The organism is Streptomyces sp. NPDC020958, from assembly GCF_055562175.1.
In genome coordinates this window covers 1-25,838 of the sequence record NZ_JBVHFU010000005.1, presented here as the reverse complement: position 1 = coordinate 25,838, position 25,838 = coordinate 1, and the positions used below count along the sequence as shown (strand labels likewise).

At 72.3% G+C, this 25,838-nt stretch carries 22 protein-coding genes; 10 read left to right on the top strand and 12 right to left on the bottom strand.

Annotated features, from left to right (window positions below):
- Position 1 precedes the first annotated feature (1 nt).
- Both ACZ3KP_RS17115 and ACZ3KP_RS17110 read right to left on the bottom strand, forming a co-directional pair.
- Positions 2–1,393, bottom strand: a complete 1,392-nt coding sequence (locus tag ACZ3KP_RS17115) for a DUF6351 family protein (protein ID WP_467500345.1) — start codon at positions 1,391–1,393, stop codon at positions 2–4.
- Positions 1,394–1,587: 194 nt separating this feature from the next.
- Positions 1,588–2,130 (bottom strand): DUF4232 domain-containing protein, encoded by a 543-nt coding sequence (locus ACZ3KP_RS17110; protein ID WP_467500343.1) that lies wholly within the window; start codon positions 2,128–2,130, stop codon positions 1,588–1,590.
- 129 nt (positions 2,131–2,259) lie between these two features.
- Here ACZ3KP_RS17110 and ACZ3KP_RS17105 point away from each other — a divergent pair, with 129 nt between their 5' ends.
- On the top strand, positions 2,260–2,916 hold the full coding sequence (locus tag ACZ3KP_RS17105; protein WP_467500341.1) for a DedA family protein: 657 nt from the start codon (positions 2,260–2,262) through the stop codon (positions 2,914–2,916).
- Here the strand turns inward: ACZ3KP_RS17105 and ACZ3KP_RS17100 are convergent.
- Positions 2,894–3,556 (bottom strand): hypothetical protein, encoded by a 663-nt coding sequence (locus tag ACZ3KP_RS17100; protein WP_467500339.1) that lies wholly within the window; start codon positions 3,554–3,556, stop codon positions 2,894–2,896. The two genes, ACZ3KP_RS17105 and ACZ3KP_RS17100, sit on opposite strands and share 23 nt — an antisense overlap.
- A gap of 279 nt (positions 3,557–3,835) precedes the next feature.
- Between ACZ3KP_RS17100 and ACZ3KP_RS17095 the strand changes: the two genes are divergently transcribed.
- Positions 3,836–4,762 carry a TolB family protein gene (locus ACZ3KP_RS17095; protein ID WP_467500337.1) on the top strand — a complete coding sequence of 309 codons (927 nt, stop codon included), beginning with the start codon at positions 3,836–3,838 and terminating at the stop codon, positions 4,760–4,762.
- On the opposite strand, the gene ACZ3KP_RS17090 is transcribed toward ACZ3KP_RS17095, so the two are convergent.
- Positions 4,750–5,340 carry a hypothetical protein gene (locus ACZ3KP_RS17090; protein ID WP_467500943.1) on the bottom strand — a complete coding sequence of 197 codons (591 nt, stop codon included), beginning with the start codon at positions 5,338–5,340 and terminating at the stop codon, positions 4,750–4,752. The genes ACZ3KP_RS17095 and ACZ3KP_RS17090 overlap by 13 nt on opposite strands.
- Positions 5,341–5,413: 73 nt before the next feature.
- Positions 5,414–5,785 (bottom strand): hypothetical protein, encoded by a 372-nt coding sequence (locus ACZ3KP_RS17085; RefSeq protein WP_358979085.1) that lies wholly within the window; start codon positions 5,783–5,785, stop codon positions 5,414–5,416.
- Between the two features lie 237 nt (positions 5,786–6,022).
- Between ACZ3KP_RS17085 and ACZ3KP_RS17080 the strand changes: the two genes are divergently transcribed.
- Positions 6,023–7,372: a S53 family peptidase gene (locus tag ACZ3KP_RS17080; protein ID WP_467500334.1), complete on the top strand. Its 1,350-nt coding sequence runs from the start codon at positions 6,023–6,025 to the stop codon at positions 7,370–7,372.
- A gap of 75 nt (positions 7,373–7,447) precedes the next feature.
- Here ACZ3KP_RS17080 and ACZ3KP_RS17075 read toward each other — a convergent pair whose 3' ends face one another.
- Positions 7,448–8,770, bottom strand: coding sequence for a phosphatase PAP2 family protein (locus ACZ3KP_RS17075; RefSeq protein ID WP_467500332.1), 1,323 nt, complete (start codon positions 8,768–8,770; stop codon positions 7,448–7,450).
- A gap of 351 nt (positions 8,771–9,121) precedes the next feature.
- Here ACZ3KP_RS17075 and ACZ3KP_RS17070 point away from each other — a divergent pair, with 351 nt between their 5' ends.
- From ACZ3KP_RS17070 to ACZ3KP_RS17060, 3 genes are all read left to right on the top strand, one after another.
- Positions 9,122–12,331, top strand: a complete 3,210-nt coding sequence (locus ACZ3KP_RS17070; protein ID WP_467500330.1) for an alpha-L-rhamnosidase — start codon at positions 9,122–9,124, stop codon at positions 12,329–12,331.
- Between the two features lie 168 nt (positions 12,332–12,499).
- Entirely contained in the window at positions 12,500–13,063 is a 564-nt protein-coding gene (locus ACZ3KP_RS17065; protein ID WP_467500328.1) for a gluconokinase, read from the top strand.
- 47 nt (positions 13,064–13,110) lie between these two features.
- The gene (locus ACZ3KP_RS17060) at positions 13,111–14,949 is read left to right on the top strand and encodes a glycoside hydrolase family 15 protein (protein WP_467500326.1); all 1,839 of its coding nucleotides are present in this window, start codon (positions 13,111–13,113) and stop codon (positions 14,947–14,949) included.
- 12 nt (positions 14,950–14,961) lie between these two features.
- Here ACZ3KP_RS17060 and ACZ3KP_RS17055 read toward each other — a convergent pair whose 3' ends face one another.
- The 5 genes from ACZ3KP_RS17055 to ACZ3KP_RS17035 form a co-directional block, all read right to left on the bottom strand.
- Complete coding sequence (locus tag ACZ3KP_RS17055; protein ID WP_467500324.1) at positions 14,962–15,996, bottom strand: cytochrome d ubiquinol oxidase subunit II; 1,035 nt, start codon at positions 15,994–15,996, stop codon at positions 14,962–14,964.
- The gene (locus ACZ3KP_RS17050) at positions 15,993–17,378 is read right to left on the bottom strand and encodes a cytochrome ubiquinol oxidase subunit I (RefSeq protein WP_467500941.1); all 1,386 of its coding nucleotides are present in this window, start codon (positions 17,376–17,378) and stop codon (positions 15,993–15,995) included. Before ACZ3KP_RS17050 ends, ACZ3KP_RS17055 begins: the two co-directional genes overlap by 4 nt.
- Before the next feature lie 72 nt (positions 17,379–17,450).
- A complete protein-coding gene (locus ACZ3KP_RS17045) occupies positions 17,451–18,290 on the bottom strand; it encodes an SDR family oxidoreductase (RefSeq protein WP_467500322.1) in 840 nt (279 codons plus the stop codon).
- A gap of 330 nt (positions 18,291–18,620) precedes the next feature.
- Positions 18,621–20,201 (bottom strand): GMC oxidoreductase, encoded by a 1,581-nt coding sequence (locus ACZ3KP_RS17040; RefSeq protein WP_467500320.1) that lies wholly within the window; start codon positions 20,199–20,201, stop codon positions 18,621–18,623.
- Positions 20,202–20,284: 83 nt separating this feature from the next.
- The gene (locus tag ACZ3KP_RS17035) at positions 20,285–21,247 is read right to left on the bottom strand and encodes a cyclase family protein (protein ID WP_467500318.1); all 963 of its coding nucleotides are present in this window, start codon (positions 21,245–21,247) and stop codon (positions 20,285–20,287) included.
- Positions 21,248–21,659: 412 nt separating this feature from the next.
- Between ACZ3KP_RS17035 and ACZ3KP_RS17030 the strand changes: the two genes are divergently transcribed.
- The 3 genes from ACZ3KP_RS17030 to ACZ3KP_RS17020 are packed head-to-tail and all read left to right on the top strand — an operon-like array spanning position 21,660 to position 24,529.
- On the top strand, positions 21,660–21,899 hold the full coding sequence (locus tag ACZ3KP_RS17030; RefSeq protein WP_467500316.1) for a ferredoxin: 240 nt from the start codon (positions 21,660–21,662) through the stop codon (positions 21,897–21,899).
- Positions 21,896–23,290, top strand: coding sequence for an NAD(P)/FAD-dependent oxidoreductase (locus ACZ3KP_RS17025; protein WP_467500314.1), 1,395 nt, complete (start codon positions 21,896–21,898; stop codon positions 23,288–23,290). The genes ACZ3KP_RS17030 and ACZ3KP_RS17025 overlap by 4 nt, the downstream gene beginning before the upstream one ends.
- An 18-nt stretch (positions 23,291–23,308) precedes the next feature.
- Positions 23,309–24,529, top strand: coding sequence for a cytochrome P450 (locus ACZ3KP_RS17020; RefSeq protein WP_467500312.1), 1,221 nt, complete (start codon positions 23,309–23,311; stop codon positions 24,527–24,529).
- A gap of 22 nt (positions 24,530–24,551) precedes the next feature.
- On the opposite strand, the gene ACZ3KP_RS17015 is transcribed toward ACZ3KP_RS17020, so the two are convergent.
- Entirely contained in the window at positions 24,552–25,226 is a 675-nt protein-coding gene (locus tag ACZ3KP_RS17015; protein ID WP_467500310.1) for a GAP family protein, read from the bottom strand.
- A gap of 227 nt (positions 25,227–25,453) precedes the next feature.
- On the opposite strand from ACZ3KP_RS17015, the gene ACZ3KP_RS17010 reads away from it, so the two are divergent.
- Positions 25,454–25,624: a hydrophobic protein gene (locus ACZ3KP_RS17010; protein WP_358979059.1), complete on the top strand. Its 171-nt coding sequence runs from the start codon at positions 25,454–25,456 to the stop codon at positions 25,622–25,624.
- Positions 25,625–25,838: the final 214 nt, after the last annotated feature.

Genomic DNA, 25,838 nt, shown 5'->3' with positions numbered 1-25,838 from the left:
GTCAGCGGCGGGTGGGGCGGGCCGGGTCGGGGCGGCCGACCGTCAGCGGGGCCGGGCGGTACGGCACGTACGCCGCCCCGTCCAGGCCCAGTGCGGTGGCCGACCTCTGGAGCGCGGCCGGGGTCGCGGCGTCGTCCCAGCGGCCGGTGTCCACACGGTGTTCGAGGGCGTGCAGGGCGGCCACCGTCTCGGCGGTGGTGAACGCACAGTGGCCCTGGCGCTCGACGTACGCCTGCCGCAGCAACGCGCCGTCGCCGGCGGCTCGCACGCGGGCGGCGAAGCGGTTCTCCTGCTGCACCGGGACCAGGTTGTCGGCGGTGGTGTGGACGTCGAGCAGCGGCACCCCGAGTCCCTGGCCCGCCGAGGACGTGCGCTGCGCGGTACGGACCGCGGCGGGATCGGCGGCGTAGTCGGCGCCCTCGGTCAGCGTCCGCAGGTCGGCGTCGAGGGACAGCCCGGCCGCCCGGTACAGGGCGCGGACCTGCGGCGCGTGTTCGGAACCGGCGAGCAGCCGGGCGTAGTCGACGCCCCGGTTCCAGGAGTTGTCGCCGCCGACGGACTGCTCGACGGCGTACCGGCCGCCCTCGACGAACGCCAGGATGCCCTGCGCGAACCAGTCGTACTGCTGTGCCTCCTGCCCCGCCCAGTCGGTCGCGGCGGGGCGGGTCTTCCCGGGCGACCAGGCGGGCAGGTTGAGGAAGGCGGCGGCGAGCGCGATCCGGGCGCGGCCGTGGGGGGTGCCCTGGGCGGCGGTGACGGCGGCGGTGAGCCGGTTCGCGGTGGCGGCCGCCTCGTCGGCGGAGCCGAACCGGACCAGCTTGACGTCCTGCGCGGGCAGCAGCAGCCGGGCGATCGTGTACTCGGCGTCCAGCTGGTAGTTGTCCAGGTCCGTGGCGCCCGCGACCAGGCCGCACTGGCCGAGGGCGCCGTCGATGCGGCCGGCGCCGTCGCGGGCCAGCTGCGCGTTCACCAGGCCGCCCATGGACTGGCCCACGGCGATGGTCCGCCGCGGCTCGCCGATCTTCGCGGTGACGGCGTCGAGGGTGGCGAACTGGTCGCGTTCGGCGCTGTTCAGGGCCCACATCGAGCCGTGCGGGTCGTAGGACGAGCCCGCCAGCGCGTAGCCCTCGGCCAGCAGTTCCGTGCGGACGGCGTCGGTGGGCGCGTCCCTGGCGACGGTCGGGCCGAAGCCGTGGCTGAACAGCAACAGGGTGCCGTTCCAGTGCTCGGGTACGTCCGCCGTCCAGGTGGCGCCGTCGGACAGGGTGCCGGTGAGGTTGCCGGCGGCCGGGGCGGCCGCCTCGGCGGCGGGCGCGGGCAGGGCGGTGAGGGTGGTGGTGGCCAGCGTGGCGAGGGTGGTGAGGGCGATGCGCAGCCGGGTGCGGACGGGCATGGGAGCGGCTCCTTGCGGGTGGGGGGCGGGGAGCGGGTGCCGAGCCAGGACACCGAGGAATGTAGGGCTGATTTCTTACCGCCGTCAACGCATTGCACAACAATAGGCCGGAGTGGACCGCTGCCCCGTCCGGGTCCGGACGGGCGCCGCGCGGTCAAGGCCCCCCCGAGCCCTGACCGCGCGGCCGCTTGGGACTACTGTCCGACCGGGTTCAGGTAGGTGCCCGGGTGGGTGGCGCCGTCCTGCTTGAGGATCTGGCCGCCGAACGGCCACTTCAGGGTGAAGTGCTTCGTCTCGTTGGGCGGGGTGACCAGGAACTTCGCCGGGACGAACTTCTCCTTCTGCGGCGTGGACCTGGCCACCGGGAGCAGGTTGACGCTGAAGTCCGTGGTGTCCCCGCGGCCCAGGGTGATCTTCGTGGGCCTCTTGGAGGAGCGCATCAGGGACCAGGTGCCGTCGGTCCGCTGGGCGCCGACCATGTCGACACCGGCGAAGCCGGACAGGGTGCAGGTGTGGTTGCTCTTGTTGGTGAACCAGATGAACGCCTGCGTCTGCTTCCCCGCCTTCCCCATCTCCGGCTTCGCGTCGTCCCCGGTGGCGAAGCCGGCCTTCAGGTCGGCGGTGTGGCAGCGCGCCGGCGCGGCCTTGGCGGTGGCGGCCGAGGCCGGGACGGCGGCGACGGCGGTGCCGGCGGCGACGATCGCCGCAAGGGCCACGGCGGTCATTTTGGTCTTCATGGCGTGTTCGGTTCCCCTCGAATACGACTCGGTGCGCGAGGTCGGCGCGCACTCACGCACCTGTAGACGCTCGATGTCCGGCGGAGGTTCGGTGCGGGGACGACCTTTTCCGCCGCGTACGGTGGGGACATGGCGCCGCCTCTGCCCGGGCCGTTGGCACACCTGGCCCCGCTGCTCACCCACTACGGCTACTGGGCCGTCGGTGCCGTGGTCCTCGTCGAGGACTTCGGGGTCCCGGCGCCGGGGGAGACCATCCTGATCGCCGCGGGGATCTACGCGGGCGCCGGACAGCTGAACATCGTGGCCGTGGCGGTCATCGCCTTCGTGGCCGCCGTGGCCGGGGACAACATCGGCTACCTGATCGGCCACACCGGCGGCCGGGCCGTCGTGCACCGCTGGGGCCGGTACGTGTTCCTGACCCCGGAGCGCTTCCGGGCCGCCGAGGAGTTCTTCACCCGCCACGGCGGCAAGATCGTCGTCGTCGCCCGCTTCGTCGAGGGACTGCGTCAGGTCAACGGCATCATCGCGGGCACCAGCGGGATGCCCTGGCGCCGTTTCCTCGTCTTCAACGCCCTGGGCGCCGCGCTGTGGGTCGGCCTGTGGGTGAGCCTGTCCTACGTGGCGGGCGCCCACATCACGGCCGTCTACGACGAGATCGCCCGCTACCAGCTCTACGCCCTCGTCGCCCTGGGCGTCCTGGTCGCCGCCCTGATCCTCCGGCACGTCCGGCGCCGCCGGCACCGCAACGGCCCCGACGACCGGCTCACTGGAGACCGAGACGGCTGAGGGCGGTGGTCCAGTCGGTGACGATCGCCTGCTGCGCGGCGGCGAGGGTGATCCGGCCGGCGCAGACCGCGGTGTGCAGCTTGGTCTCCACCGGGTCCTTCCTGTTGTTCACCCCTTGGCTGTCCTTGTGGCCGGGGTCGGCCGGTTCGACCCACAGGTTCCGGTCGTCGTTGGGATCGCCGCCCAGCTGGAGGCTTATGAGGTGGTCGTACTCGGCCTCCGACATCTTGCCGGAGTAGCCGTACGAGGCGGCGTTGAGCTTCTTCTCCTTGCCGGTGACGTACGCGGAGGGGCGTACGCCGGAGGTGTAACCGCCCTTGCGGCATATCGTCGACTTCAGGTTCGCCTGGGTGACGGCGGGGGAGACGGCGCCGGGCGTGCACTTCGGGTCCTCCAGCGGCTCCCCGTGCTCGTAGCGGTAGTGGCACGAGCCGGGCGCCGGCTGCTGCTGAACGGTGTAGTGCCGCTGCGGACCCGCGCCTTTCGCGATGGCCGGCGCCGAGCCGGCCTTCCCCGGTGCCCCGGCCCCGGGGCTGCCGCTCCCGGACGGCGTCGAGGCGCCGAGCGAGGTGGACTTGCAGCCCGCCAGCAGGAGGCAGGCGAACACGACGGGCGGTACGAGACGGCGGGCAGAACGCATGACGACCCCTCAAGGGCAGGCGACGACTGAGGGGATAATCCCCTACCGGGTCCTGGCCCTACCGCCCGGGGCACCGCGTGAAGGACGCACCCGACGCACAGCGCGGGACACCCCCGGGTGGCGTGAGCCCCCGGGGAACCGGTCCCCGCCCGGAAGCTGACGCCTCGTCACCCCGGTGGACCCGCTATTGCACACCTGTGACAGCGAGCGCACAGCGCTGTCACCGGGTACGGGGAGGCTTCTTCCATCAGCGTCATCCACATGCCTGGGGGAAGCCCGATGTCCGCTCGTCGCCGTAGGACCACCAAAGCCGCCACCGTCACGGGCGTCGCCGCGCTGCTCGCCCTGTGCGGTGCGGCCGCCACTGCGACGGCCGCCCCGGCCGCCCGCGCGGTCACCGTGCCGAGGGGGCTCACCCTCAGCGACGGCACCCGGCACGTCCTGGTCGGCGGCAGGTCGATCGACTTCGGCACCACCGTCCGCGACCTGGCCTGGAACCCCAGCGGCAGCAAGGCCGCCTTCGTCGACGGGCACGGCGACCTCGTCGTCTCCGACCCCGACGGCAGCCACCGCGTCACGGTCGCCGTCAACCCGGGCGGCCAGACCTGGTCCCACCCCACCTGGCAGGTGACCGCCGCCGACCGGGCGAACCGGATCCCCGCCAAGAACAACCTCATCTTCTCGGCCAGGATCCACGGCAGCACGGTCCTGGAGGGCATCAAGGCCACCAGCAACCACGGCAGGCCCGCGAAGATCAGCCTGAACGGCGACCCGGGCGACGGCGCCGTCCCCCAGACCGGCAACACCTGGCCGAACGTCGGCGGCGGCTACGGCACGTCCGTCTACGAGAACACCCGTACCGGCGAGGTCTACATCCGCGACGACTACCTGCGCCAGCAGGGTGGCGCACTGACCAAGGGTTCCGAGCCCGCGCTCGCCCCCGACGAGGAAGAGGTCGTCTTCGTGCGCTCGGTGCACGGGCACGACCACCTCTTCGTCGAGGAGTTCGGCGGCTCCACGAACGTCGTCAAGGACGTCACCCCGAGCGCCACCACCGACTACACCGAGCCCGCCTGGTCGCCGAACGGCAAAACCATCGCCTTCCGCGCCCCGAACGGCACGTACACCGTCACGAAGACCGCCCACGGCTTCGGCAGGCCCGTCAAGGTCTCGAACCACACCGGTCTGCCCGCCTACCGCGGCTGACCGCTCCCGCCCAACCGGCCGCCGGTGCGGCCCAGTTCGGCCTGGAGCTCCGGCAGGTGCTGGTCGGCCGTGTCGTGCGGCAGGTACTCGACCACATCCAGGAAACGGAACAGGACCTGGGTCCTGGTGACGGCGAACTCGTAGTCGCCGTACCCCACCACGGCACCCATCTCCCCCCGCACGGCGCCCCGGACGACATGCGCGGTCATGTCGTCCGGGTGCTGTGCCGTCAGCCCCCGGCGCGCGTTGGGGCGCGCCAGGTACGGGCAGACCATCGAGGCGTAGAGCATGCACGCGCGGTGCCCCGGGGCCTCCAGGGTCGCCGCCATGTTGCGGTACGGCCGTCCGGCGGCGAGCGCCTCGCGGATCGCCGCGCTCTCCGCGGCGCCGACCACCCGCCACACCGGCCCTCTGGGGATCAGGGTGTTGCAGACCGAACACAGCCGCTGCCGCGCGCACTCGGCGCTGCGCCCGTAGTCGGTGAGCGCGAACTGGGGCTCGTCGCCCTCCCACGGGGTGATGGCGGGCACCGGGTACCCGCGGCTGTCACGGGGCCGGGCCTCGACGGCCGCCGGCATGGGCACGGAATCGAATCGCACACCCCATGGTGGACCAGACGGCCCCGGCGCCGCGACGGTTGCCGGGTGTGCGTCAGCCGGCCGGGCAGCCGAACCAGTTCACCGTGGAGTGGTCGACGGTGTAGCCCAGGCACCTGACGGTCCTGTCGTGCAGGGTCTCGGTGCGCTCGACCGCACCGGTCTGGTAGTCCGTCCGGTAGTGCGGCTGTACGAGGGTGTCGATCTCGACGGTGTACCAGCGGCGCTTCTCCTCCGGCAGGCTGCAGCTGTGGCCGGTGATGTTGCGGCTGGGGCCCTGGTCCTTCCAGACGGGCCGTTCGGCGCGGTCGCAGTGGGCCTCCGCGGCACGGGCGCCCGCGGGTACGGCGCCGGTGCCGACCAGAGCCGTCATGCCGGTGGCCACCGCGGCGGTGACGCCGAGCAGGCGCTTGAGGGTGGGGTTCATCGAGTGGTCCTCCTGCCGACTGTGGTGACGGTCCGAAGTCGCCTGTCACCGTAGTGTGATCGTCACATCTGTCGGGCGGTCCGGCGCGTCGGCCGGACGCGCGCTCGTCCGACCCGGTGACGGCACCCCCTGGCCAGGTAAAGGGTTCGGCATCGTCGGTTCAACGGTCTTGATATGCGCATGACCTCTTCGATGGGATGCGCGAGACCATCCTCGGGATACCAAGCAGGGGGATCCATGCACATAGCCCTTACCGGGCGGGGCGTCGCGGCTGCCACGTCCGTCGCCGCCCTCGCGGTCACCGCACTGGCGACCGCCGCCCCCGCCGCCGCACCGCACACCCTCGCGGTGCCGGCCGTCGTCGGGCACACCCTGGTCCACGGCGTGAGCGACCCGCTCTCCAGCGCCCAGTGCCAGGCCAAGTGGCACATCAACTGCTACGGGCCGCTCCAGTACCGCACCGCGTACGACCTCAACCCCCTCTACCACAAGGGGATCACGGGCAAGGGACGCACGATCGTCATCGTCGACTCGTACGGTTCCCCCACCGTGCAGCACGACCTCGACGTGTACAGCAAGCAGTACGGGCTGCCCAGCACCAAGGTGAAGGTGGTCAAGTGGGGGCACGTGCCCGCCTTCGACCCCAAGAACTCCGACATGACCGGGTGGGCGGGCGAGACCACCCTGGACGTCGAGATGGCGCACGCGGTGGCACCCGCCGCCAAGATCGTGCTGGTGGAGACGGCGGTCTCGGAGACCGAGGGCACCACCGGTCTGCCGGAGATGATGAGCGCCGAGAAATACCTGATCGACCACGGCGTCGGCGACGTCATCAGCCAGAGCTTCGGCGCCACCGAGAACACCTTCCCCGGCTTCGACAAGGGGAACTTCTCCAGCATCAAGAACCTGCGGTACGCCTTCCAGGACGCGAACCGCAAGCACGTCACCGTGCTGGCCGCCTCCGGCGACGGCGGCGCCACCGACCTCCAGGCGGACGGCAAGACGTACTACAAGAAGCGCGTCAACTCCTGGCCGTCCTCGGACCCGTTGGTCACCTCGATCGGCGGCACCCAGCTGCACCTGAACGACAAGGGCGAGCGGGTCAAGCCGGACAGCGTCTACAACGACAACGGCTCGGGCGGCGGCGGCCAGTCCCACGTGTTCACCCGCCCGTCCTTCCAGAACGGCGTGAAGAAGGTCGTCGGCACCCGCCGCGGCACCCCGGACATCTCGATGGCCGCCGCGGTCAACGGCGGCGCCTGGATCTACTCCAGCTACGACCCGACCGCCGTCGGCTGGGACGTCACCGGCGGCACCAGCGAGGCCACCCCGCTCTTCGCGGGCATCGTCGCCCTCGCCGACCAGGCGGCCGGCCACCGGGTGGGCGACATCCAGCAGGCCCTGTACCGCCTCGCCGCCCACGCCAGGGCGAACGGCATCGTCGACGTCAACGACGGCACCGACAACTCCTACCAGGGCGTGACCGGTTACAAGGCGGTCGACGGCTACGACCTCGCCACCGGCGTCGGCACCGTCGACGCCCTGCGCTTCGTCCCGGCCCTCGCGAAGGCGAGCCGCCACGGCTGACGCCCCTCGCGGTACGCGGACGGCGGCCCGGGTTCCGTACCCGGGCCGCCGTCCGGCCGTGCGGGGCCGGGCAGGTCACGTCGGTTCCGGCTGGAGCTCCGGTCGTGGCACCGGCACGGGCTTCGGGTCCCACTGGGCGACGGTCCGCACGAAGCCGTAGACCACCGAGGCCATCGCCAGCACGAGCAGCGGCCCGGCCAGCCACGGGTGCTCGGCCATCGGCAACGGCAGCCAGCGGTAGGCGACCAGCAGCGCGACGAAGACCGTCGTGCCGTAGGCCACCAGCCGCAGCCCCGCCCGGTCCCAGCCGCGGTCGAAGGTGCGCAGCGCCGCCTCGACCGTCAGCGCGAACACCACGCCGGCGACGAGGTCGGCGCCGTAGTGGTAGCCGAACCCCAGCGTCGCGGTGAGCGTGGCGACCAGCCAGAACGCGCCCGCCCAGCGCAGCGGCCGCGGACCGCCGCGGGAGTGCACGAAGATCGTGACGGCCCAGGCCGTGTGCAGGCTGGGCATGCAGTTGCGCGGGGTGACCCCGTCGAACCCCATGGGGTGCGGGGGAGCCACCGGCGGCGGGGTGCCCGGCCACAGGTCGGCCACCTCGAAGTGCCCGCCCGAGGGCGGTGTGGCCTCCGGCCACAGGCTGAGCGACGACCAGTGCTCGACGCCGGTGCCGTACGCGAAGATCGGCCCGACCACCGGGAAGATCATGTAGACGGCCGGTCCGAGGAGGCCGATCGCGAGGAACGTGCGCACCAGGTGGTGGCGCGGGAAGCGGCGTTCGGACGCCACGTTCCGCAGCTGGTACAGCGCGACGACGACCGCGGCCACGGCGAGCTGGCTGTAGACGACGTCGAGGAGGTTGTAGCCGACCGCGCCGGTGGCCGTGACCAGCCGGCCCACCAGCCAGGAGGGGTTGCCGAGCGCGTGGTCGGCGGTCGCCACGTACTGGTCGAGCACCGTGGGCCGGGTCCTGGAGGTGATGATCAGCCAGATGTCCCCGGTCTTGCGGCCGGTCACCAGCAGCAGACCCAGACCCACCCCCTTGAGCAGCAGGACGCGTTCCGGCCCGGTCCGGCGGGTGACGGCGAGGACCCCGATGCCGAGGATCACCCACAGCGCGCCGTTGCCGAACGGGTGACCCTCGGTCACCTCGGTGCCGGAGGCCCAGCGGACCACCCAGAACACGAGGTCGATCCCGATCGCGGCGCCCAGCGCGACGAACCGCTGCCGCCAGGTGAGCACCGTCATCGTCAACGCCATGCCGGCGTACAGCAGGAAGCCCGATTTCGGGGCGAACACCACCTCCCGTGCCTGGTTGGTCAGTGGCCCCGGCAGGCCGTGACGGCGCGCGACGAATTCCAGCGTCACGAGGAATCCGAGGGCCACGACACCCGCCACGGCCCAGGGTCTCGCCGTGCCCGTGCTGTTCGTCCGCGAAGAAAACTGCCTAGGTATGTATCTCAATTTTCTGTCGCTGCCACCTTCCGGTCGCGATCCGTTCTCCCCCGGGCCAGGGACCAGCTTGCCCGAGAGGAGAAGACGGCTGGACCGCGCCCCGGGTTGTGCCGGTCGGCCACCCCGCCCCCGGCAGGACCGGCGGAGCCGTCCACATTGAAACCGTTCAATTGTGAACTGGGCGCGCCGGGAAAAGCGTTGCACGACGATTGACCCCGGCCTCGCACCGATCTACGTTACCCACGCCTCTCCTTTTTGAATCGATTCATCCTTCCGTGCAAGTGAGGAGTCGTAGTGATCAACAGGAGGAACATGCTCGTGACCGCGGCCACCGCGGTCGTGGCGGCGGTCGTCGACGGCGGCTCGGCGACAGCCGTGCCCGGGGTGGGACCGGTGCGGGGCCGGGCGCGGGGCGCCGGACTGCGGGTGGCCGGGGCCGGCGTGGAGTACGTCCGAAACCCCCTGGGCCTCGACGCCCGGCGCCCTCGGCTCAGCTGGCCGCTGGCCGCCGACGGGACGGCCGTGCGGCAGAGCGCCTACCAGGTCCGGGTCGCCACCAGCGCCTCGGCACTGGCGCGTCCGGACGTCTGGGACAGCGGGAAGGTCATGTCCGCCGAGTCCGTGCTGGTGCCGTACGCCGGGCCCGAACTGCGGCCCCGCACCCGCTACCACTGGTCGGTGCGGGTGTGGGACGGGGACGGCCGGGTCTCCGGCTGGAGCGAGCCCTCGTGGTGGGAGACCGGGCTCATGGACACCGGGCAGTGGACCGCCGACTGGATCTCCGCCCCCGCCGCCCTCACCGACGCGCCGTCCTTCGAGGGCGGTTCCTGGATCTGGTTCCCCGAGGGCGACCCGACGAGCGGCGTGCCGGCGGCGACCCGCTGGTTCCGCGGCCGGGCCGCCCTGCCCGACGGGATCACGGCGGCGACGCTCGCCATCACCGCGGACAACGTGTACACCGCCTCCGTCAACGGTGTCGAGGTCGCCCACACCGACCTCGACACCGACAACGAGGACTGGCGCCGCCCGGCCGTCGTCGACGTACTGGACCAGGTGCGCGCGGGGGACAACCTTGTCGCGGTCTCCGCGACCAACGCCACCGCCGGTCCGGCGGGCCTGCTCGCCGTCCTCGTGGTCCGTACCGCCGCCGGTGAGCAGAAGGTCTTCACGGACGCCTCCTGGAAGACCACCGACCAGCAACCCGCCGACGGCTGGACCGGGGCGGACTTCGACGACGGCGGCTGGCAGGCCGTCAGGGTGGCGGCGGCCTGGGGTGACGGGCCGTGGGGCCGGGTCGTCCCGGTGTCGTACGCCGCCACCCAGCTGCGGCACTCGTTCCGGCTGCCGCGCAAGAAGATCGCCCGCGCCCGGCTCTACGCCACGGCGCTCGGTCTGTACGAGGCCCACCTCAACGGCAGCCGGGTGGGCACCGACCAACTGGCGCCCGGCTGGACCGACTACCGCACGCGGGTGCAATACCAGACGTATGACGTCACCGAGTTGCTGAGACCGGGCGCCAACGCCCTCGGCGTGCACCTCGCCCCCGGCTGGTACGCGGGCAACGTGGGCATGTTCGGACCCGGCCAGTACGGCCCGCACCCGGCGCTCCTCGCCCAGCTGGAGGTCGAGTACGCGGACGGGACCAGCGACCGCGTCACCTCCGGCACCGACTGGCGGGCCGCCGCCGGGCCGATCGTCACCGCCGACCTGCTCAACGGCGAGACGTACGACGCCCGCAGGGAGACCCCCGGCTGGACCTCGCCCGGCTTCGACGACGGGAACTGGCTCGCCGTGCGCGGCGAGGGCGACATCGGACCCGGGCTCGTCGTCGCCCAGGTGGACGGACCGGTCCGCGTGGAACGGGAGTTGACGCCCAAGGCGGTGACCCAGCCGAGGCCCGGAGCCTTCGTGTTCGACCTGGGGCAGAACATGGTCGGCTCGGTACGGCTGCGGGTCTCCGGTGCCGCGGGGACGACCGTGCGGCTGCGGCACGCCGAGGTGCTCAACCCCGACGGCACCGTCTACACCGCCAACCTGCGCAGCGCGGCGGCGACGGACACGTACACCCTCAAGGGCCACGGCGAGGAGGTCTACGAACCCCGCTTCACCTCCCACGGGTTCCGGTACGTCGAGGTGACCGGGTTCCCCGGCACGCCCACCGCGAAGGCCGTCACCGGACGGGTCATGCACACCGACGCCCCCCTCACCCTCGACTTCGAGACCGACGTGCCGATGCTGAACCAGCTGCACCGCAACATCACCTGGGGGCAGCGCGGCAACTTCCTCTCCGTGCCCACCGACACCCCCGCGCGCGACGAGCGGCTGGGCTGGACCGGCGACATCAACGTCTTCTCGCCGACCGCCGCCTACACGATGGAGTCGGCCCGGTTCCTGTCCAAGTGGCTCGTCGACCTACGGGACTCGCGGACCCCGGCGGGCGCCTTCACGGACGTGGCACCGGTGGTCGGCACCCTCGGCAGCGGCACGGCAGGCTGGGGCGACGCCGGTGTCACCGTCCCCTGGGCCCTCTACCAGGCCTACGGCGACCGGCAGGTCCTCGCCGACGCCTGGCCGTCGGTGCGGGCCTGGCTCACGTACCTGGAACAGCACAGCGACGGGCTGCTGCGGCCGGCCGAGGGCTACGGCGACTGGCTGAACGTCGACGACGACACCCCCAAGGACGTCATCGCCACCGCCTACTTCGCCCACGTCGCCGACCTCGCGGCCCGGATGGCCGGTGAACTCGGCGAGGACGCGGCGCCCTACACCGGGCTCTTCGGGCGGATACGCACGGCCTTCCAGAACGCCTACGTCACCTCCGACGGCCGGGTGCGGGGCGACACGCAGACGGCGTACGTCCTCGCGCTCTCCATGGACCTGCTGCCGGACGCGTCCAGGAAGGCGGCCGCCGACCGGCTGGTGGCGCTGATCGAGAACCGGGACTGGCACCTGTCCACCGGCTTCCTCGGCACACCCCGGCTGCTGCCCGTCCTCACCGAGACCGGCCACACGGACGTCGCCTACCGCCTGCTCCAGCAGCGTTCGTACCCCAGTTGGGGCTACCAGATCGACCGGGGCGCCACCACGATGTGGGAGCGCTGGGACTCGATCCGGCCCGACGGCAGCTTCCAGGACCCGGCCATGAACTCCTTCAACCACTACGCCTACGGCTCGGTGGGCGAGTGGATGTACACGAACATCGCCGGTATCGCGCCGGGCCGTCCCGGCTACCGGGAGATCGTCGTACGGCCGCGTCCGGGCGGCGGTGTCACCTCCGCCCGCGCCACGTTCACCTCGGTTCACGGGCCGGTCTCCACCCGGTGGCGGCTGCGTTCCGGCCGCTTCACCCTGACCTGCGAGGTGCCGCCCAACACGACCGCGGAGGTCTGGGTCCCGACGTCCGACCCGGCGGCCGTCACCCACGACCACGGCACGTTCCTGCGCACGGAGGACGGCTGCGCGGTGTACCGGGTGGGCTCCGGCACCCACAAGTTCACCACCTGACCCCTGCCTGCCACCGAGGAGGCGCGCCCGGCCCCGGGCGCGGCGTGTCCTGCGGTGGGCGGGGCGCGTCTGGATCTCGGGTCGGCGGGCCCTTCGGCGGGTGGGTGGTGCTCGGCGCTCCCGTGGGCGTTCGCTGCCCGAGCGGCGGCCCGGGGTGATAGTGGAGGCATGCTTCCCGCCGCCGGTTCCCGCGTGGTGATCGTGATGGGGGTGTCCGGGTCCGGTAAGTCCACCGTGGGAGCCGGACTCGCACAGCTGCTCGGTGTGCCGTTCCTGGAGGGCGACGACCTCCACCCCGCGGCGAACCTCGCCAAGATGGCGTCCGGACACCCGCTGGACGACGCCGACCGGCGGCCCTGGCTGGCGGCGATCACGCGGTGGATCGAGGCCACCGCGGCGAGCGGACACGGCGGTGTCGCCTCCTGCTCCGCGCTCAGGCGCGCGTACCGCGACCGGTTCCGGCGTACCGGGGCGGACGTGTGGTTCCTGTACCTGCAGCTCGACCGTGAGGTGGCGGTGGCCCGGCTGGCCCGGCGCACGGGCCACTTCATGCCGCCCGAGCTGCTCGACTCCCAGTACGCCACGCTCGATCCGCTGCACCCCGACGAGCCGGGCGCCACCGTCGACGTCAACGGCGCGCAGAGCCCGGCGGACGTCCTGGCGGCCGCCGTACGGGCGGTGCGGGCCGGATCCGGGCCGACGAGCCGGGGCGGGAGCACCGGCTTACGCTGAGCGAGGGGGTGCGTTCGGGTGACTCGCACGCCGGAAGGGGCGCCCCGATGGACGACTACCCGCTGATCGAGAACCACGGGCTGATCGGCGACCTGCAGACCGCCGCCCTGGTGACCACCGAGGGAGCGGTCGACTGGTTCTGCTCGCCGCGGTTCGACTCGCCGAGCGTGTTCGGGGCCCTGCTGGACAAGGAGAACGGCGGCCACTGCACGGTCCGGCCGACCCACCCGACCCATTCGACCAAGCAGTTGTACCTGCCGGACACGGCGATCCTGGTGACCCGGTTCATGACCGAGGCGGGGGCCGGCGAGGTGCTCGACTTCATGCCGGTCACCGGTACGACGGCCACGTCCCGGCACCGGCTGGTCCGCCTGGTCCGGTGTGTGCGCGGCACCATGACCTTCGACGTGGAGGTGGCCCCGCGGTTCGACTACGGGCTCATGAAACACGAGGTGCACATCACCCCGCACGGGGCGGTGTTCGCCGCGGAGGACGGCACGACGCTCACCGTGCACCCCGTCAGGGAACCCGAGGACGAGCGGCTCTCGGACCTGCTGACCCACCGGGACGCCGACCTCCAGGTCTCGCTGACCCTGCGGGCGGGCGAGCAGCGCGGGCTGGTCCTGGAGATGGGCGCCGACGGGCCGCCCCGGGAGATCCGCCGCGAGGAGCACGAACGGCTCTTCGACGAGACGGTGGCGTTCTGGCGCGCCTGGCTGGCGCAGTCCCGCTACACCGGGCGCTGGCGCGAGGTGGTGGAGCGGTCCGCGATCACGCTGAAGCTGATGACCTTCGCCCCCAGCGGTGCCCTGGTGGCCGCCCCGACGGCGGCCCTCCCCGAACAGCTGGGCGGCGAGCGCAACTGGGACTACCGCTTCACCTGGATCCGGGACGCCTCGTTCTCCGTGTACGCCCTGCTGGGGCTGGGTTTCACGGAGGAGGCCAGGGCGTTCATCATCTGGCTGGGCGACCGGGTCAAGGAGCGGGCCGGCCGGCACGGCACCACGGGCCCGCTGAACATCATGTACAAGGTCGACGGCTCCTCCGAACTGGACGAGCGGATCCTCGACCACTGGGAGGGCTACGAGGGTTCCGCCCCGGTCCGGATCGGCAACGGCGCCGCCACCCAGCTCCAGCTGGACATCTACGGCGAGGCGTTGGACAGCATCTACTTCGCGCACCGGCACGGCTTCACGGTCGGGCACGGCGGCTGGACCTCGCTGCGGACGGACCTGGAGTGGCTGGCCGACCACTGGGACCAGGCGGAGGAGGGGATCTGGGAGACCCGCGGCGGCCGTCAGGACTTCACGTACGGGCGGGTGATGTCGTGGGTCGCCTTCGACCGCGCGCTGCGCCTGGCCGAGGCGACCGGATGGCCGTCCACGCCCGGACGCTGGCAGGCCGAACGGGACGCCGTCTACGAGCAGGTCATGGCCAAGGGCTGGAGCGAGGACCGGCAGGCCTTCGTGCAGCACTACGGCGGTGAGGTGCTGGACTCCTCGCTGCTGCGGATGGCGACGGTCGGCTTCGTCACGCCCGGGGACCCGATGTGGCGGACGACCCTGGACGCCATGGAGCAGGAGCTGGTCAGCGACAGCCTGGTCTACCGGTACGACCCCAGCGCCTCGCCGGACGGCCTGCGCGGCTCGGAGGGCACCTTCTCGCTGTGCACGTTCATGTACGTCGACGCCCTGGCGCGGGCCGGCCGGGCGGACCGGGCGAGGCTGGTCTTCGAGAAGATGATGGGGTACGCGAACCACCTGGGGCTGTACTCCGAGGAGATCGACCCGACGGGCCGTCAACTCGGCAACTTCCCACAGGCGTTCACCCACCTCGCGCTCATCGACTCGGCCATCACCCTCAACGACGCCCTCGACGGGCGGTAGTACCGGCGACAGTCAGCCCTCGTCGCCGCCGCGCCGCAGGTCGGCGTCGGTGAGGCCCTCCAGTTCGCCGTGGGTGTCGAGCCAGTACAGGAGGACGACCGCGGGGACCACGAGGACCACGGCGACCAGGGTGACCAGCCCCAGCCAGCGCAGCGTGGTGGGGGCGCCCGCGCCCTCGGCGACGGTCAGCGAGGTCGGGACGAGGTAGGGGCGCTGCGCCATGCCCCAGCCGATGATCGACGAGGCGACCACACCGACCGCCGTGACCCGCGACCAGGCCCCCGAGGGACGGGTCAGCAGCCACACGGTGGCGAGGGTGGCCAGCGCCGCCACGATCACGAAGACGAGACCGACGCCGTGGGTCAGGCCGTGCCACACGTGGTGCGCGTCCCCGTGCGTGACGAACAGGGTGACGACGGCGAGTACGGCGACGGCGGCGAGGGCGCCGAAGGCCCGGCGGCGGAAGTGGCGGTCCAGGTCGGGCGCGGCGAAGCGGCGGGCGTCCGCGGCGAGGAAGACGGCGCCCAGCATCGCGGTGGCGGCGACGGCGAGCAGGCCGAACAGCAGGGAGGTGGGGTTGGCCCAGGCGTCCGTGGACGCCGTCGTGGTGGCGGTCACCCGGCCCGAGGCCACCCCGCCGGCCGCGGCGCCCAGGAAGAACGGCGTGAGCAGCGAGGAGACGGCGAACACCGCCCCGTACAGGCGCCGCCCGGCCAGCCGCCGTACGGGCCTGCGCAGGGCGAAGCCGGCGCCGCGCAGCACGATGCCCACGGCGGCCAGCGCCAGCGGCAGCCACATCGTGGTGAACACCCGCTGGAAGAGGACCGGGAAACCGGTCCACATGATGACCAGGACGAAGATCAGCCAGACGTTGTTGACCTCCCAGACGGGCTCCATCGCGTGGTCGATCAGCCACCGCGGACGCTTGCCGCGCTCGGCGCCGCCCGCGGTGAGGTCCCAGAAGCCGGCGCCGTAGTCGGTGCCCCCGCCGCAGGCGTAGGCGGCGATCGCCAGCAGCAGGACGGCGGCGATCACCCCGGCGATCACAGCCGGCTCCCGCCGGCGCGCGGCCCGTACGGCGTGTCCGTCTCTGGTGTCTCGTGCTCCGGGGTCTCCTTCGGCGGCCGTGGCCCGCCCCGTTCGTCGGCGAGCCGCCAGCGGGAGCGCATCTTCAGGAGCACCGCGAGGAACGACCCGAAGACGAGGACGTACACGACGACGACCACCGCGAACATGATCCACAGACTGGTGGAGCGGGTCGCCGTGACCGCCTCGGCGACCCGCATGTTCTGGTAGACGATCCACGGCTGGCGGCCCACCTCGGTGGTGATCCAGCCGCATTCGACGGCCGCCACGGAGGCCACGCCGGCGCACGCGGCGGCGCGGAAGAACCACGGGGAGGCGGGCAGCCGGCGCCGCCGGAGCCACAGGACGCCGTACCAGAGCGCGAGCAGGAGCAGCAGCGAGCCGATCCCGACCATGGTGTCGAAGGCGAAGTGGGCGATGGTGGCCTGGGTGGCCGTCGGACGGTCGCTCGCCGGGACCGAGGTGAGTCCGGTGACCTGGGTGTCCGGGCGGAAGCCGGCCAGGACGGAGTCGAGCTGCGGGATCCGGATGCCGCCGGAGACGGTGCCGTCCGGGTGCAGCCGTCCGTACAGGTACTCCGGCTGGTGGGTGGCGGTCTTCCAGACGATCTCCATGCCGGCGAACTTCACCGGCTGCTTGTGGAAGACCTGCCGGGCGATGGAGTCGCCGAGGACGAACTGCACGGGCGTGCACACGGCGGCGAGGGTGAAGGGGACGGTGAAGCCGAGCCGGTGGTAGCGGTCCCGGCGGCCGCGCAGCCATCCGACGGCGTAGACACCGGCCACCACGTATCCCGCGGTCACGAACATGGCGAAGACGAAGTGCCAGTACTCCGGGCCGAACATGGGGGTGAAGACGGCCTTCCAGATCTTCACGTCGACCGGGTTGCCCGCGGCGTCGAGGGTGAAGCCGCGCGGGGTGTTCATCCAGGAGTTGGCGGCCAGGATGCCGAAGGCGCCGAGCAGGGCCACCAGCGGCAGGGGCAGGCCGAGCAGGAAGTGGGTCCTGGCGGGCAGCCGGCGCCAGCCGTAGAGGTAGATGGCGATGAGGACGGCCTCCAGGAAGAACGCCCACGCCTCGACGCCGAAGCCGATGCCGAAGACGTCGCCCCAGCGGCCCATCATCCCGGGCCACAGCAGCCCGAACTCGAAGGACAGCACCGTGCCGGTGACCACGCCGATGGCGAACTGCACCGCCATGACGGCCGACCACCGCCTCGCCAGCAGCAGGGCGGTGGCGTCGCCGCGGCGCAGGCCGCGGCCGTGCATGACGAGCGTGATCAGCGGCAGCGCGACGCCCAGGGGGACCAGGATGATGTGGGAGGCCAGGGTGAAGGCCATCATCGACCGGGCCGGCAGCGTCTGCGCCGGCGCGCCGGCGAGGGATCCGGCGAGGGCCAGGGCCGTGTGCACGCGTCAGCCGCCGGTGGCGAAGCCCGGGAAGAGGGTCATCCCGCCGTCGACGTAGAGGGTGGCGCCGACCACGTAGTCCATGAGGTCGGAGGCGAGGGCGACGGCCGCGTGGCCGATGTCCTCCGGGTCGCCGACCCGGTCGTAGGGGATCAGCTTCAGCAGGTCCTGCTGGGCCTGGGGGGTGTCCCAGGCGCTGCGGTTGATGGGGGTCCTGATGGCTCCGGGCGCGATCGCGTTCACGCGGATCTTCTTCGGGGCGAGCTCCTGGGCCAGCGTCTCCATCATCATCTGCACGCCGCCCTTGGAGGAGGCGTAGTTGACGTGCCCGGCCCACGGGATGACCTGGTGCACGGAACTCATGCAGATGATCTTCCCGGCCGCCCGGGACACCTCCGGCACGACCCCGCGCCGCAGGAACTCCTTGGTCGCCTCCCGCGCGCAGAGGAACTGGCCGGTGAGGTTGACGTCCAGGACCTTCTGCCACTGGGCGAGGGTCATCTCGGTGAACGGCGCGTCCCGCTGGAGTCCGGCGTTGGCGACCAGGATGTCGATCGTGCCGAACTCCTGGACCATCCGGTCCATCATGGCGACGACCTGCTGCTCGTCGGAGACGTCCGCCTCGTAGGCGGCCGCCTTGACCCCGTGGCCGGTGATCTCCTCGACCACCTTCTCGGCCTCGTCGGCGCCGGCCACGTAGTTGACGACGACATCGGCCCCGGCCCGGCCCAGGGCGATGGCCGTCGCCTTGCCGATCCCGGAGTTCGCGCCGGTGACCAGCGCCTTCTGGCCCTTCAGCAGGTGCCCGGGGACCACGTCCCGGGGTGCGCCCTCGGTGGAACTCACGATGTCCCGCTCCTCCACTGCGTGCCGTCTCCGCCGGGCCCGTCGCCCGGCGGTCCGGGCCCTCAGACAAGCACCGGCGGGCGGCGGCGGCACGCCCTGGCGGACCGCGTTGCGCTGCCCGGCGGAGGATCTTCGCCCGGTCGGGGGCCGGGTGCCCGCGCGGGCCTAGGGCCCTTCTGATGGATCTCCGCGGCGTCGCGACGCCCGGCACGCACGCTCGACGCACGGCGCGAAGGGCCAGGTGGCTCCGCCACATGACCCTCCGCACCGCACGCCGATCGCACGCACCGAACGCCGCTCCTTCTGCCACGGAGATCCAGCAGAAGGGCCCTAGCCCAGTCGCTCCAGCAGGTGGTCGCCGACGCGCAGCGCGTTCGCGATGGCCGTCAGGGACGGGTTCACCGCGCCGATGCTCGGGAAGAAGCCGGTGTCCACGACGTAGAGGTTGTCCAGGTCGTGCGCCTTGCACGTGACGTCCAGGGCCGAGGTCGCCGGGTCGGTGCCGAAGCGGACCGTGCCGGCCTGGTGGGCGGTGGCGCCGATCGGCATGCCCTTGTGCAGGTAGATGCTGCGGGACAGCAGGTGGTGCTCGTGCATGCCCAGGTGGCCGAGCATGTGCTGGAGCTTGTGCCGCAGCCGCTTGAGACCGGCGGTGTTGTTGCCCTCGTCGAGGGTGAGCCGGATCCGGCCGTCGTCCTCCAGGGTCACCCGGTTCTCCGGCTGCGGCAGGTCCTCGCCGCACAGCCAGAAGTCGACGGCGTGATGGGCCAGTACCTCGAACGGCATGTCGGGCGTGACCGCCCCGGCCCAGCGGGGGGCCTCGCCGTGGATCTGGTCGGCGTCCGACTTGCCGAGCATCTGGATCCCGCCGAGCGGGAACTCCCAGTCGTCCGCGCCCAGGTACCAGTCGTGCAGCGCGAGGGTCTTCTGGAACCGGGTGTCGTTGGGTTCCTTCGAGACCGCCATCAGCGCCAGGTTGTTGTGGCGCATGTAGTACCGGCCGACCACGTCGGAGCTGTTCGCCAGCCCGTGCGGATGCCGGTCGTTCGCCGAAGCCAGCAGCAGCGCCGCCGAGTTGACGGCCCCGCAGGCCACGACCACCACGTCGGCGGAGAACCGGGCCTCGCGTTCACCGGGGAGCTCGGCGACGACGGAGGTGACGCTGCGTCCGGTGGGGTCGGTCTCCAGACGGGTCACCCGGGCGTTGGTGACCATGTCCACGTTCGGATGCCGGAGCGCCGGCTCCACGCAGATCACCTGCGCGTCGGACTTGGCCCGCACCAGACAGGGGAAGCCGTCCACGCGGTTGCAGCGGATGCAGGCGCTGGAGTGGGTGGCCCGGCCGTCCTCGTCCTGGGTGAGGTCGACCCCGATCGGCAGGTGGAAGGGGTGCAGCCCCTGTTTCTCCAGGTCCAGGCTCAACTGCTCGATGCGCGGCTCGTGTTCGACCGGCGGGTAGGCGTACTGGGCGCTGCACGGCCCCTCCCAGGGGTCCTCGCCGTGCCGGCCGTGCACCAGGTAGAGGTGCTCGGCCTGGGTGTAGTACGGCTCCAGGTCGTCGTAACCGATCGGCCAGGCCGGGGAGATGCCGTCGTGGTGGCGGAGTTCGCCGAAGTCCTCGGGGCGCAGCCGGAACAGGGCCGCGCCGTAGAACTTGGTGTTCCCGCCGACGTAGTAGTTCACCTCGGGCGGGAACTCGTGGCCGTGCCGGTCCAGCCAGAACTCCGGCGCCCGGTACTTGGCCTTGACGAACACGGCGGTGGAGTCCCAGTTGTCGCGCTCGCGGGGCAGGTAGTCGCCGCGTTCGAGGATCAGCACCCGTTTCCCGGACGGCGCCAGGCGATGGGCGAGGGTGCCGCCGCCGGCACCGGTGCCGATCACGATGACGTCGTACGGGGGCAGGGCGTCCATGGCAACCACCGTTCGTAGTCTCTGATGCGAACGTACGCGCCGTGCGCGGGCCCGGCACCCGGAGCACCGTGGCCGCGTCCGGGTCAGAGCACGGCGATCGGGTTCACCGGGGAGCCGGTCGCCGCCGGGAGCCGCAGCGGGGCGACGACGCACAGGAAGTGGCGGCCGCCCCGCTGCTCGCACAGCGTCGCGAGCTCCTCCAGGTCGAGCCAGTCCAGCAGGTGCAGGCCCAGGGCGTTGACGGCCAGGACGTGCACCGGGAACCCGACCCCGGCGACGGCGCTCGGCGCGGCGTCGCTGTTGCCGTCCGAGCCCAGGACCGACACGCCCCGCGCGGCCACGAACTCCATCGCCGTCGGATGCAGGCCCGCCCGGTCCCGCGTCACGTCCCAGGGTCCGAGGGTCCGGCGTCGCAGCCGGTGCCCCACCCGTACGAACAGCAGGTCACCCGGTCCGACCGGGGACTCCTGCGCGGCCTCGGCCGCGGCGAGGTCCTCGGCGGTCACCTGGTCGCCGGGCTCCAGCCAGCGCACCCCGCGCAGCCGCGGCAGGTCGAGGAGGACACCCCGGCCGACGATCCCGTCCCGCACCAGGTCGAGCGAGAGCGCCCCGGCGCCGTCCGCCGTCACGGTGCTCGCGGGGAGACCGCCGTACAGCTCGCCGTCGAAGATCACGTGGCACAGCGCGTCGAGGTGGCTGTCCACGTCGTTGTGCACGTTCATGGCGAACCGGTCGCGGGCGAACACCAGACCGGGCGCCGTGGTCTCGTCGTGGGCGGGCCCGATCATCCGGTGACGCGCGGGCTCCGGGCTGTCCGGGGCGGGCCGGGTCTCGACGGTCGCGGCCAGTGACACGGTGCGCCCGGAGCGGACCTCGGCGGCGGCCGCCACGACCCGCTCCGGCGTCAGCCGGTCCAGCCCGCCCCGCCGGCCCGCCCCGCTCTCCCCGGCCCGCTCCCGCAGCCGGCGGTACAGGTCACGGAAGGCCTCCTCGGTCAGGGGCCGCGGCGGCCCGGGACGGGGGGACACGGACTGTTCCGAGGCCATCGGGAAACCTCCTGCTCCGGGCGGCACCGCGCCCGCCACCGCACCACGACTCCCCTTCCGCCACCGAACCATCCGGACGGCCGGGCCACCCGCCGGGCGCGGGCGGAGCAGGCCGGTCAGCGGCGGGTGACCGGGCCGTGGGCGCCGTTCTCCGGGGTGCGGCGCAGGTGGGTGCGGCATAGGCTGACCGGGTGAAACGCGAGGATCTCCGGGCGTCCCACCGACGCCGTGGCGGTTCTCGTGCCGACACCGATCCCTTTCCGCGATGACCAGCGTGACCTGAGTGACCAGCTGCTTCTCGCGATGACCAGTCGTTCCTGCGGAGACCCGGCAGAGGCGGTGCGGCTCGCGCTCCCGCGCCGGAGCGCTGCCGCCCCAAGGGTCCGCAGCTCGCAGTCCTGTGGAGGCCGGGATGAGAGTGGTCGTAGATCTTTCCCGATGTGAGGGGTACGCGCAGTGCGCCTTCCTGGCTCCGGACGCGTTCCGGATGCACGGCGAGGAAGCGCTGATGTACGACCCGAGCCCGGACGAGGCCCAGCGCGAGCGGGTGCTGCGGGCGGCGGCGGCCTGCCCGGTCCAGGCGATCCTGGTCGACCGGCTGGAGGGACGGCCGCAGGGGCGGGACGTCCCGGTGGAGGCGACGACGTCATGACCACTGCCGACAACCTGCGCGCGTTCCGGAGCGACGGCCGCATCGTGATCGTCGGGGCGTCACTTGCCGGACTGCGGGCCGCGGAGTGCCTGCGCGACGAGGGGTTCACCGGCTCGCTGACGATGATCGGCGACGAACTGGGCGAACCCTACGACCGTCCCCCCTTGTCCAAGCAGGTGCTCACCGGGTGGGTGCCGGCCGACGCCACCGCGCTGCCGCGCCGGCGCGAGATCGACGCGGAGTGGCTCCTCGGCGTGCCCGCGACCGGACTCGACCTGGCCGCCAACCACGTACGGCTCGCCGACGGACGCGAGGTCCCCTTCGACCGGGTGCTGATCTCCACCGGCGTACGGGCCCGGCCCTGGTTCGTGGAGAGCGAGGCGGGGCTGGACGGCGTGTTCGTCGTACGGACCCGCGAACACGCCGAGGGTCTCCAGCAGGCGCTCGCCGCCGGTCCCTCCCGGGTGCTGGTCATCGGCGCCGGGTTCACCGGCTCCGAGATCGCCTCCATCTGCCGCGAGCGGGACATCCCGGTGACCGTCGCCGAACTCGCGCCGGCCCCGCTGGTCGGCGCGCTCGGCGCCATGGTCGGGGACGTGGCCGCGGACCTGCAGCGGGCGCACGGCGTCGACCTGCGGTGCCGGGTGAAGGTGACCCGGCTGGAGGGCGACGCGCAGGGCCGGCTGCGCCGGGCCCACTTCGACGACGGCAGCACCCTGGACACCGACGTGGCGGTGGTCGCGCTCGGCGGCATCCGCAACACCGAGTGGCTCCAGGGGTCGGGACTGGCGGCGGGGGTGTGGGGCATCGCCTGCGACACCGGCTGCCGGGCCATGGACCTCAACGGCCTGGTCACCGACAACGTCTTCGTCGCGGGCGACGTGGCCCGCTGCCCGAACCCGATCTACGAGTACCGGCTCATCTCGCTGGAGCACTGGGCCAACGCGGTGGAGCAGGCCGAGGTCGCGGCCCACAACATGGTCCACGGCCAGGCCGACCGCTGGCCCCACCTGTCCGTCCCGCTGTTCTGGTCGATCCAGTTCGGCGTCAACATCAAGTCCGTCGGCGTGCCGACCTTCGCCGACGAGGTGATCGTCACCCAGGGGTCGGTGGCCGACCACCGGTTCGTCGCCGCGTACGGCTACCGGGGCCGGGTCACCGCGGCCGTCAGCTTCAACAACGCGAAGTGGCTGGACCACTACCGGCGGCTGATCGAGACGGCCGCGCCCTTCCCGCCGCCCTGCCCCACGCCCGACCAGCCCGTCGACATGAAGCCGGTGCCGGTCGACTTCCCCGGCCCCACGCTGCTCGCCCAGGGCGCCACCGTGGTCGTCACCGGACACGACCCGGGTGAGCGGCGCGTCACGGCCGCGCACCAGCACCACCGGTAGCGGCGGAAAGGAAGCGAGATGACCACCACCCAGGCGCCCGACACGCTGCACCGGATCCTCGACTACTCCTCCCGGTCCGACCCGTACCCGCTCTACGCCGAACTGCGCAGGACGCCGGTGGCCCGGCAGGAGGACGGCAGTTTCGTCGTCAGCACCTACCGCGAGCTCGCCGAGCTGCTGCACGACCCGCACGTGAGTTCCGACGTCCGCAACCTGGCGCATCCGATGCCCGGCAGGGAGTCGGAGACCACGCCGGCGTTCATCAACCTGGACCCGCCCGAGCACGACCGGCTGCGGCGGATGGCGATGCGCCACTTCGGGCCCCCGCACACCCCGGGCCTGGTGGACGGCCTGGAACCGGTCCTGACCGCGACCGTCGGCGAACTGGTCGACGGCATGTCGGGCAAAGAGCAGATCGACGTCGTCGACGACCTCGCCTACCCGTTCCCCGTCACGGTGATCTGCCGGCTGCTCGGCGTGCCGCGCGAGGACGAACCGAAGTTCCGGCTGTGGGTGAACGACCTCATCAACTCGATCGACTACAACCCCGCCACCGACCCGAAGGAGAAACTGGAGAAGGGCGTGGCGGCCCGCCAGGACCTGCGGGAGTTCCTCGGCGGGCTGGTGGCGCAGCGCCACGGCCACCCGGGCGACGACCTGCTGTCCCGGCTGGCCAACGACGACGGGCCGGACGGGCGGATGACCGACGAGGAGATCATCAGCACCGCGAACCTGCTGCTGATCGCCGGTCACGAGACCACCGTCAACCTCATCGCCAACGGCATGCTGACGCTGCTGCGCCACCCCCAGGTGCTGGACCGCCTGCGCGGCGAACCGGAACTGGTGGTGCCGCTGGTCGAGGAACTGCTGCGCTACGAGCCGCCGGTGCACATCATTCCCTGGCGGGCGGCGTACAGCGACGTCACCGTCGCCGACACCGTCATCCCCAAGGGCTCGCAGATCATGCTGATGCTGGCCTCGGGCAGCCGCGATCCGCAGCGCTTCGTCGAGCCCGACCGCTTCGACCCCGACCGCCGCGACAACCAGCATCTCGGCTTCGGCAGCGGCATCCACCTGTGCTTCGGCGGCCCGCTGGCCCGCCGGGAGGCGCAGATCGCGCTCGGCGAGATGGTACGGCGCCTCGACGGACCCACCCTGGTCGCCGACCCGCCGCCCTACCGGCGCAGCCCGGTGCTGCGCGGGCCGATCCATCTGCGGGTCCGGCAGAACGGCGGTTGACGGCGGCGGTCGGCCGGGCCCCTCAGGTGAGGATCGTGATGCCGTCGCCGACGAGCTTGAGGCCGAGCACGAAGAACAGGACGGCCAGGACGGCGACGTTGTGCCGGGCGGCCCACTCCCGCCAGTTCGCGAGGAGGCCCCTGGCGCGGTCGCCCATGACCAGGTAGACGGCGAGGGGCGCGAGCACGCCCAGGGACGCGATCACCACGAAGACCGCGAGGGCGCCGATCTGCTGGGGCACGGGAATCCCGGCGGAGCTGATCGAGGCGGCCGCTGCGATGGTCAGGGGCGCGTTCTTGAGGTTGCCCGCCGAGAGCAGCAGGCCCAGGCCGGTGATCTTGACCGGGGTGAAGCGGTCGATCGCCTCCATCCACTTCGGCAACCGGGCCTGGGAGGGGTCTTTGGGGCGGCGCCGCCACTGGAGGGCGCCGAAGACGGCGAGCAGGACGCCCAGGGCGAGCTTGAGAGCCCCGACCCAGGTGGCCGGGTGCTTGTGGGCCGAGGCGTCGCCCGTGCCGCCCACCGCCAGCATGACCGCGCCGAGTCCCGCCAGCCCCACCAGCCAGCCGAGGGCGAACAGGCTTCCGTTGCGGCGCCCCCGCGGGGTGGCCAGGATGAGGATGATCGCCACGATCGGCAAGGGGCTGACCGCGACACCGGCGGCCAGTCCCAGCACGTCCCCGACAGCGTGTCCCACTGCGGCCTCCGGCGGGGCGAGAGAAACGGGTGATCCCCGGCCATCGTGGAGGCCCCCCGCCCCACCGGCCACCGGCGCCCGACGAACGGGTGATCCGCTCGGGGTCGAGGAGCCGGGTGAGCGGTCTTCGGCGCATTGCTGTTCCCCTACTTTCCCTTCACAAACAAGGCGTTGTCGTGCATGCGGGAATCAATGCAGGGCACACGGCGGTCAGGAGGTTGATAACTATGGTTCCCTTGCTGCTCGTTCTGCTTCTCGCCCTGATCCTTTTCGGGGCCGGTTTCGCTCTCAAGATCCTCTGGTGGGTCGCGGTCGTCGTCCTGGTGGTGTGGCTGCTGGGCTTCGTCATGCGCTCCACCACCCCAGGGGGTGGCCGCGGTCGCTGGTACCGATGGTGACCCGACCGTCGTAACCATCCGCACACGCGCAGGGCCCGGCCGCCCCGACGGCCGGGCCCTGCGCGTGCCCGCGCCCGCCCCCAGGGGCTGTCCGGCGGATCAGGTCGCAGGAAAGCAACGGTGACTCGTCGGCCGAGGTGAGCGGGGTCTGGTGCGTCCGGCTGCACGGCGGAGGAGCCGTGGCCGATCAGCCGCTGCCGCGGCGGGCGACGCG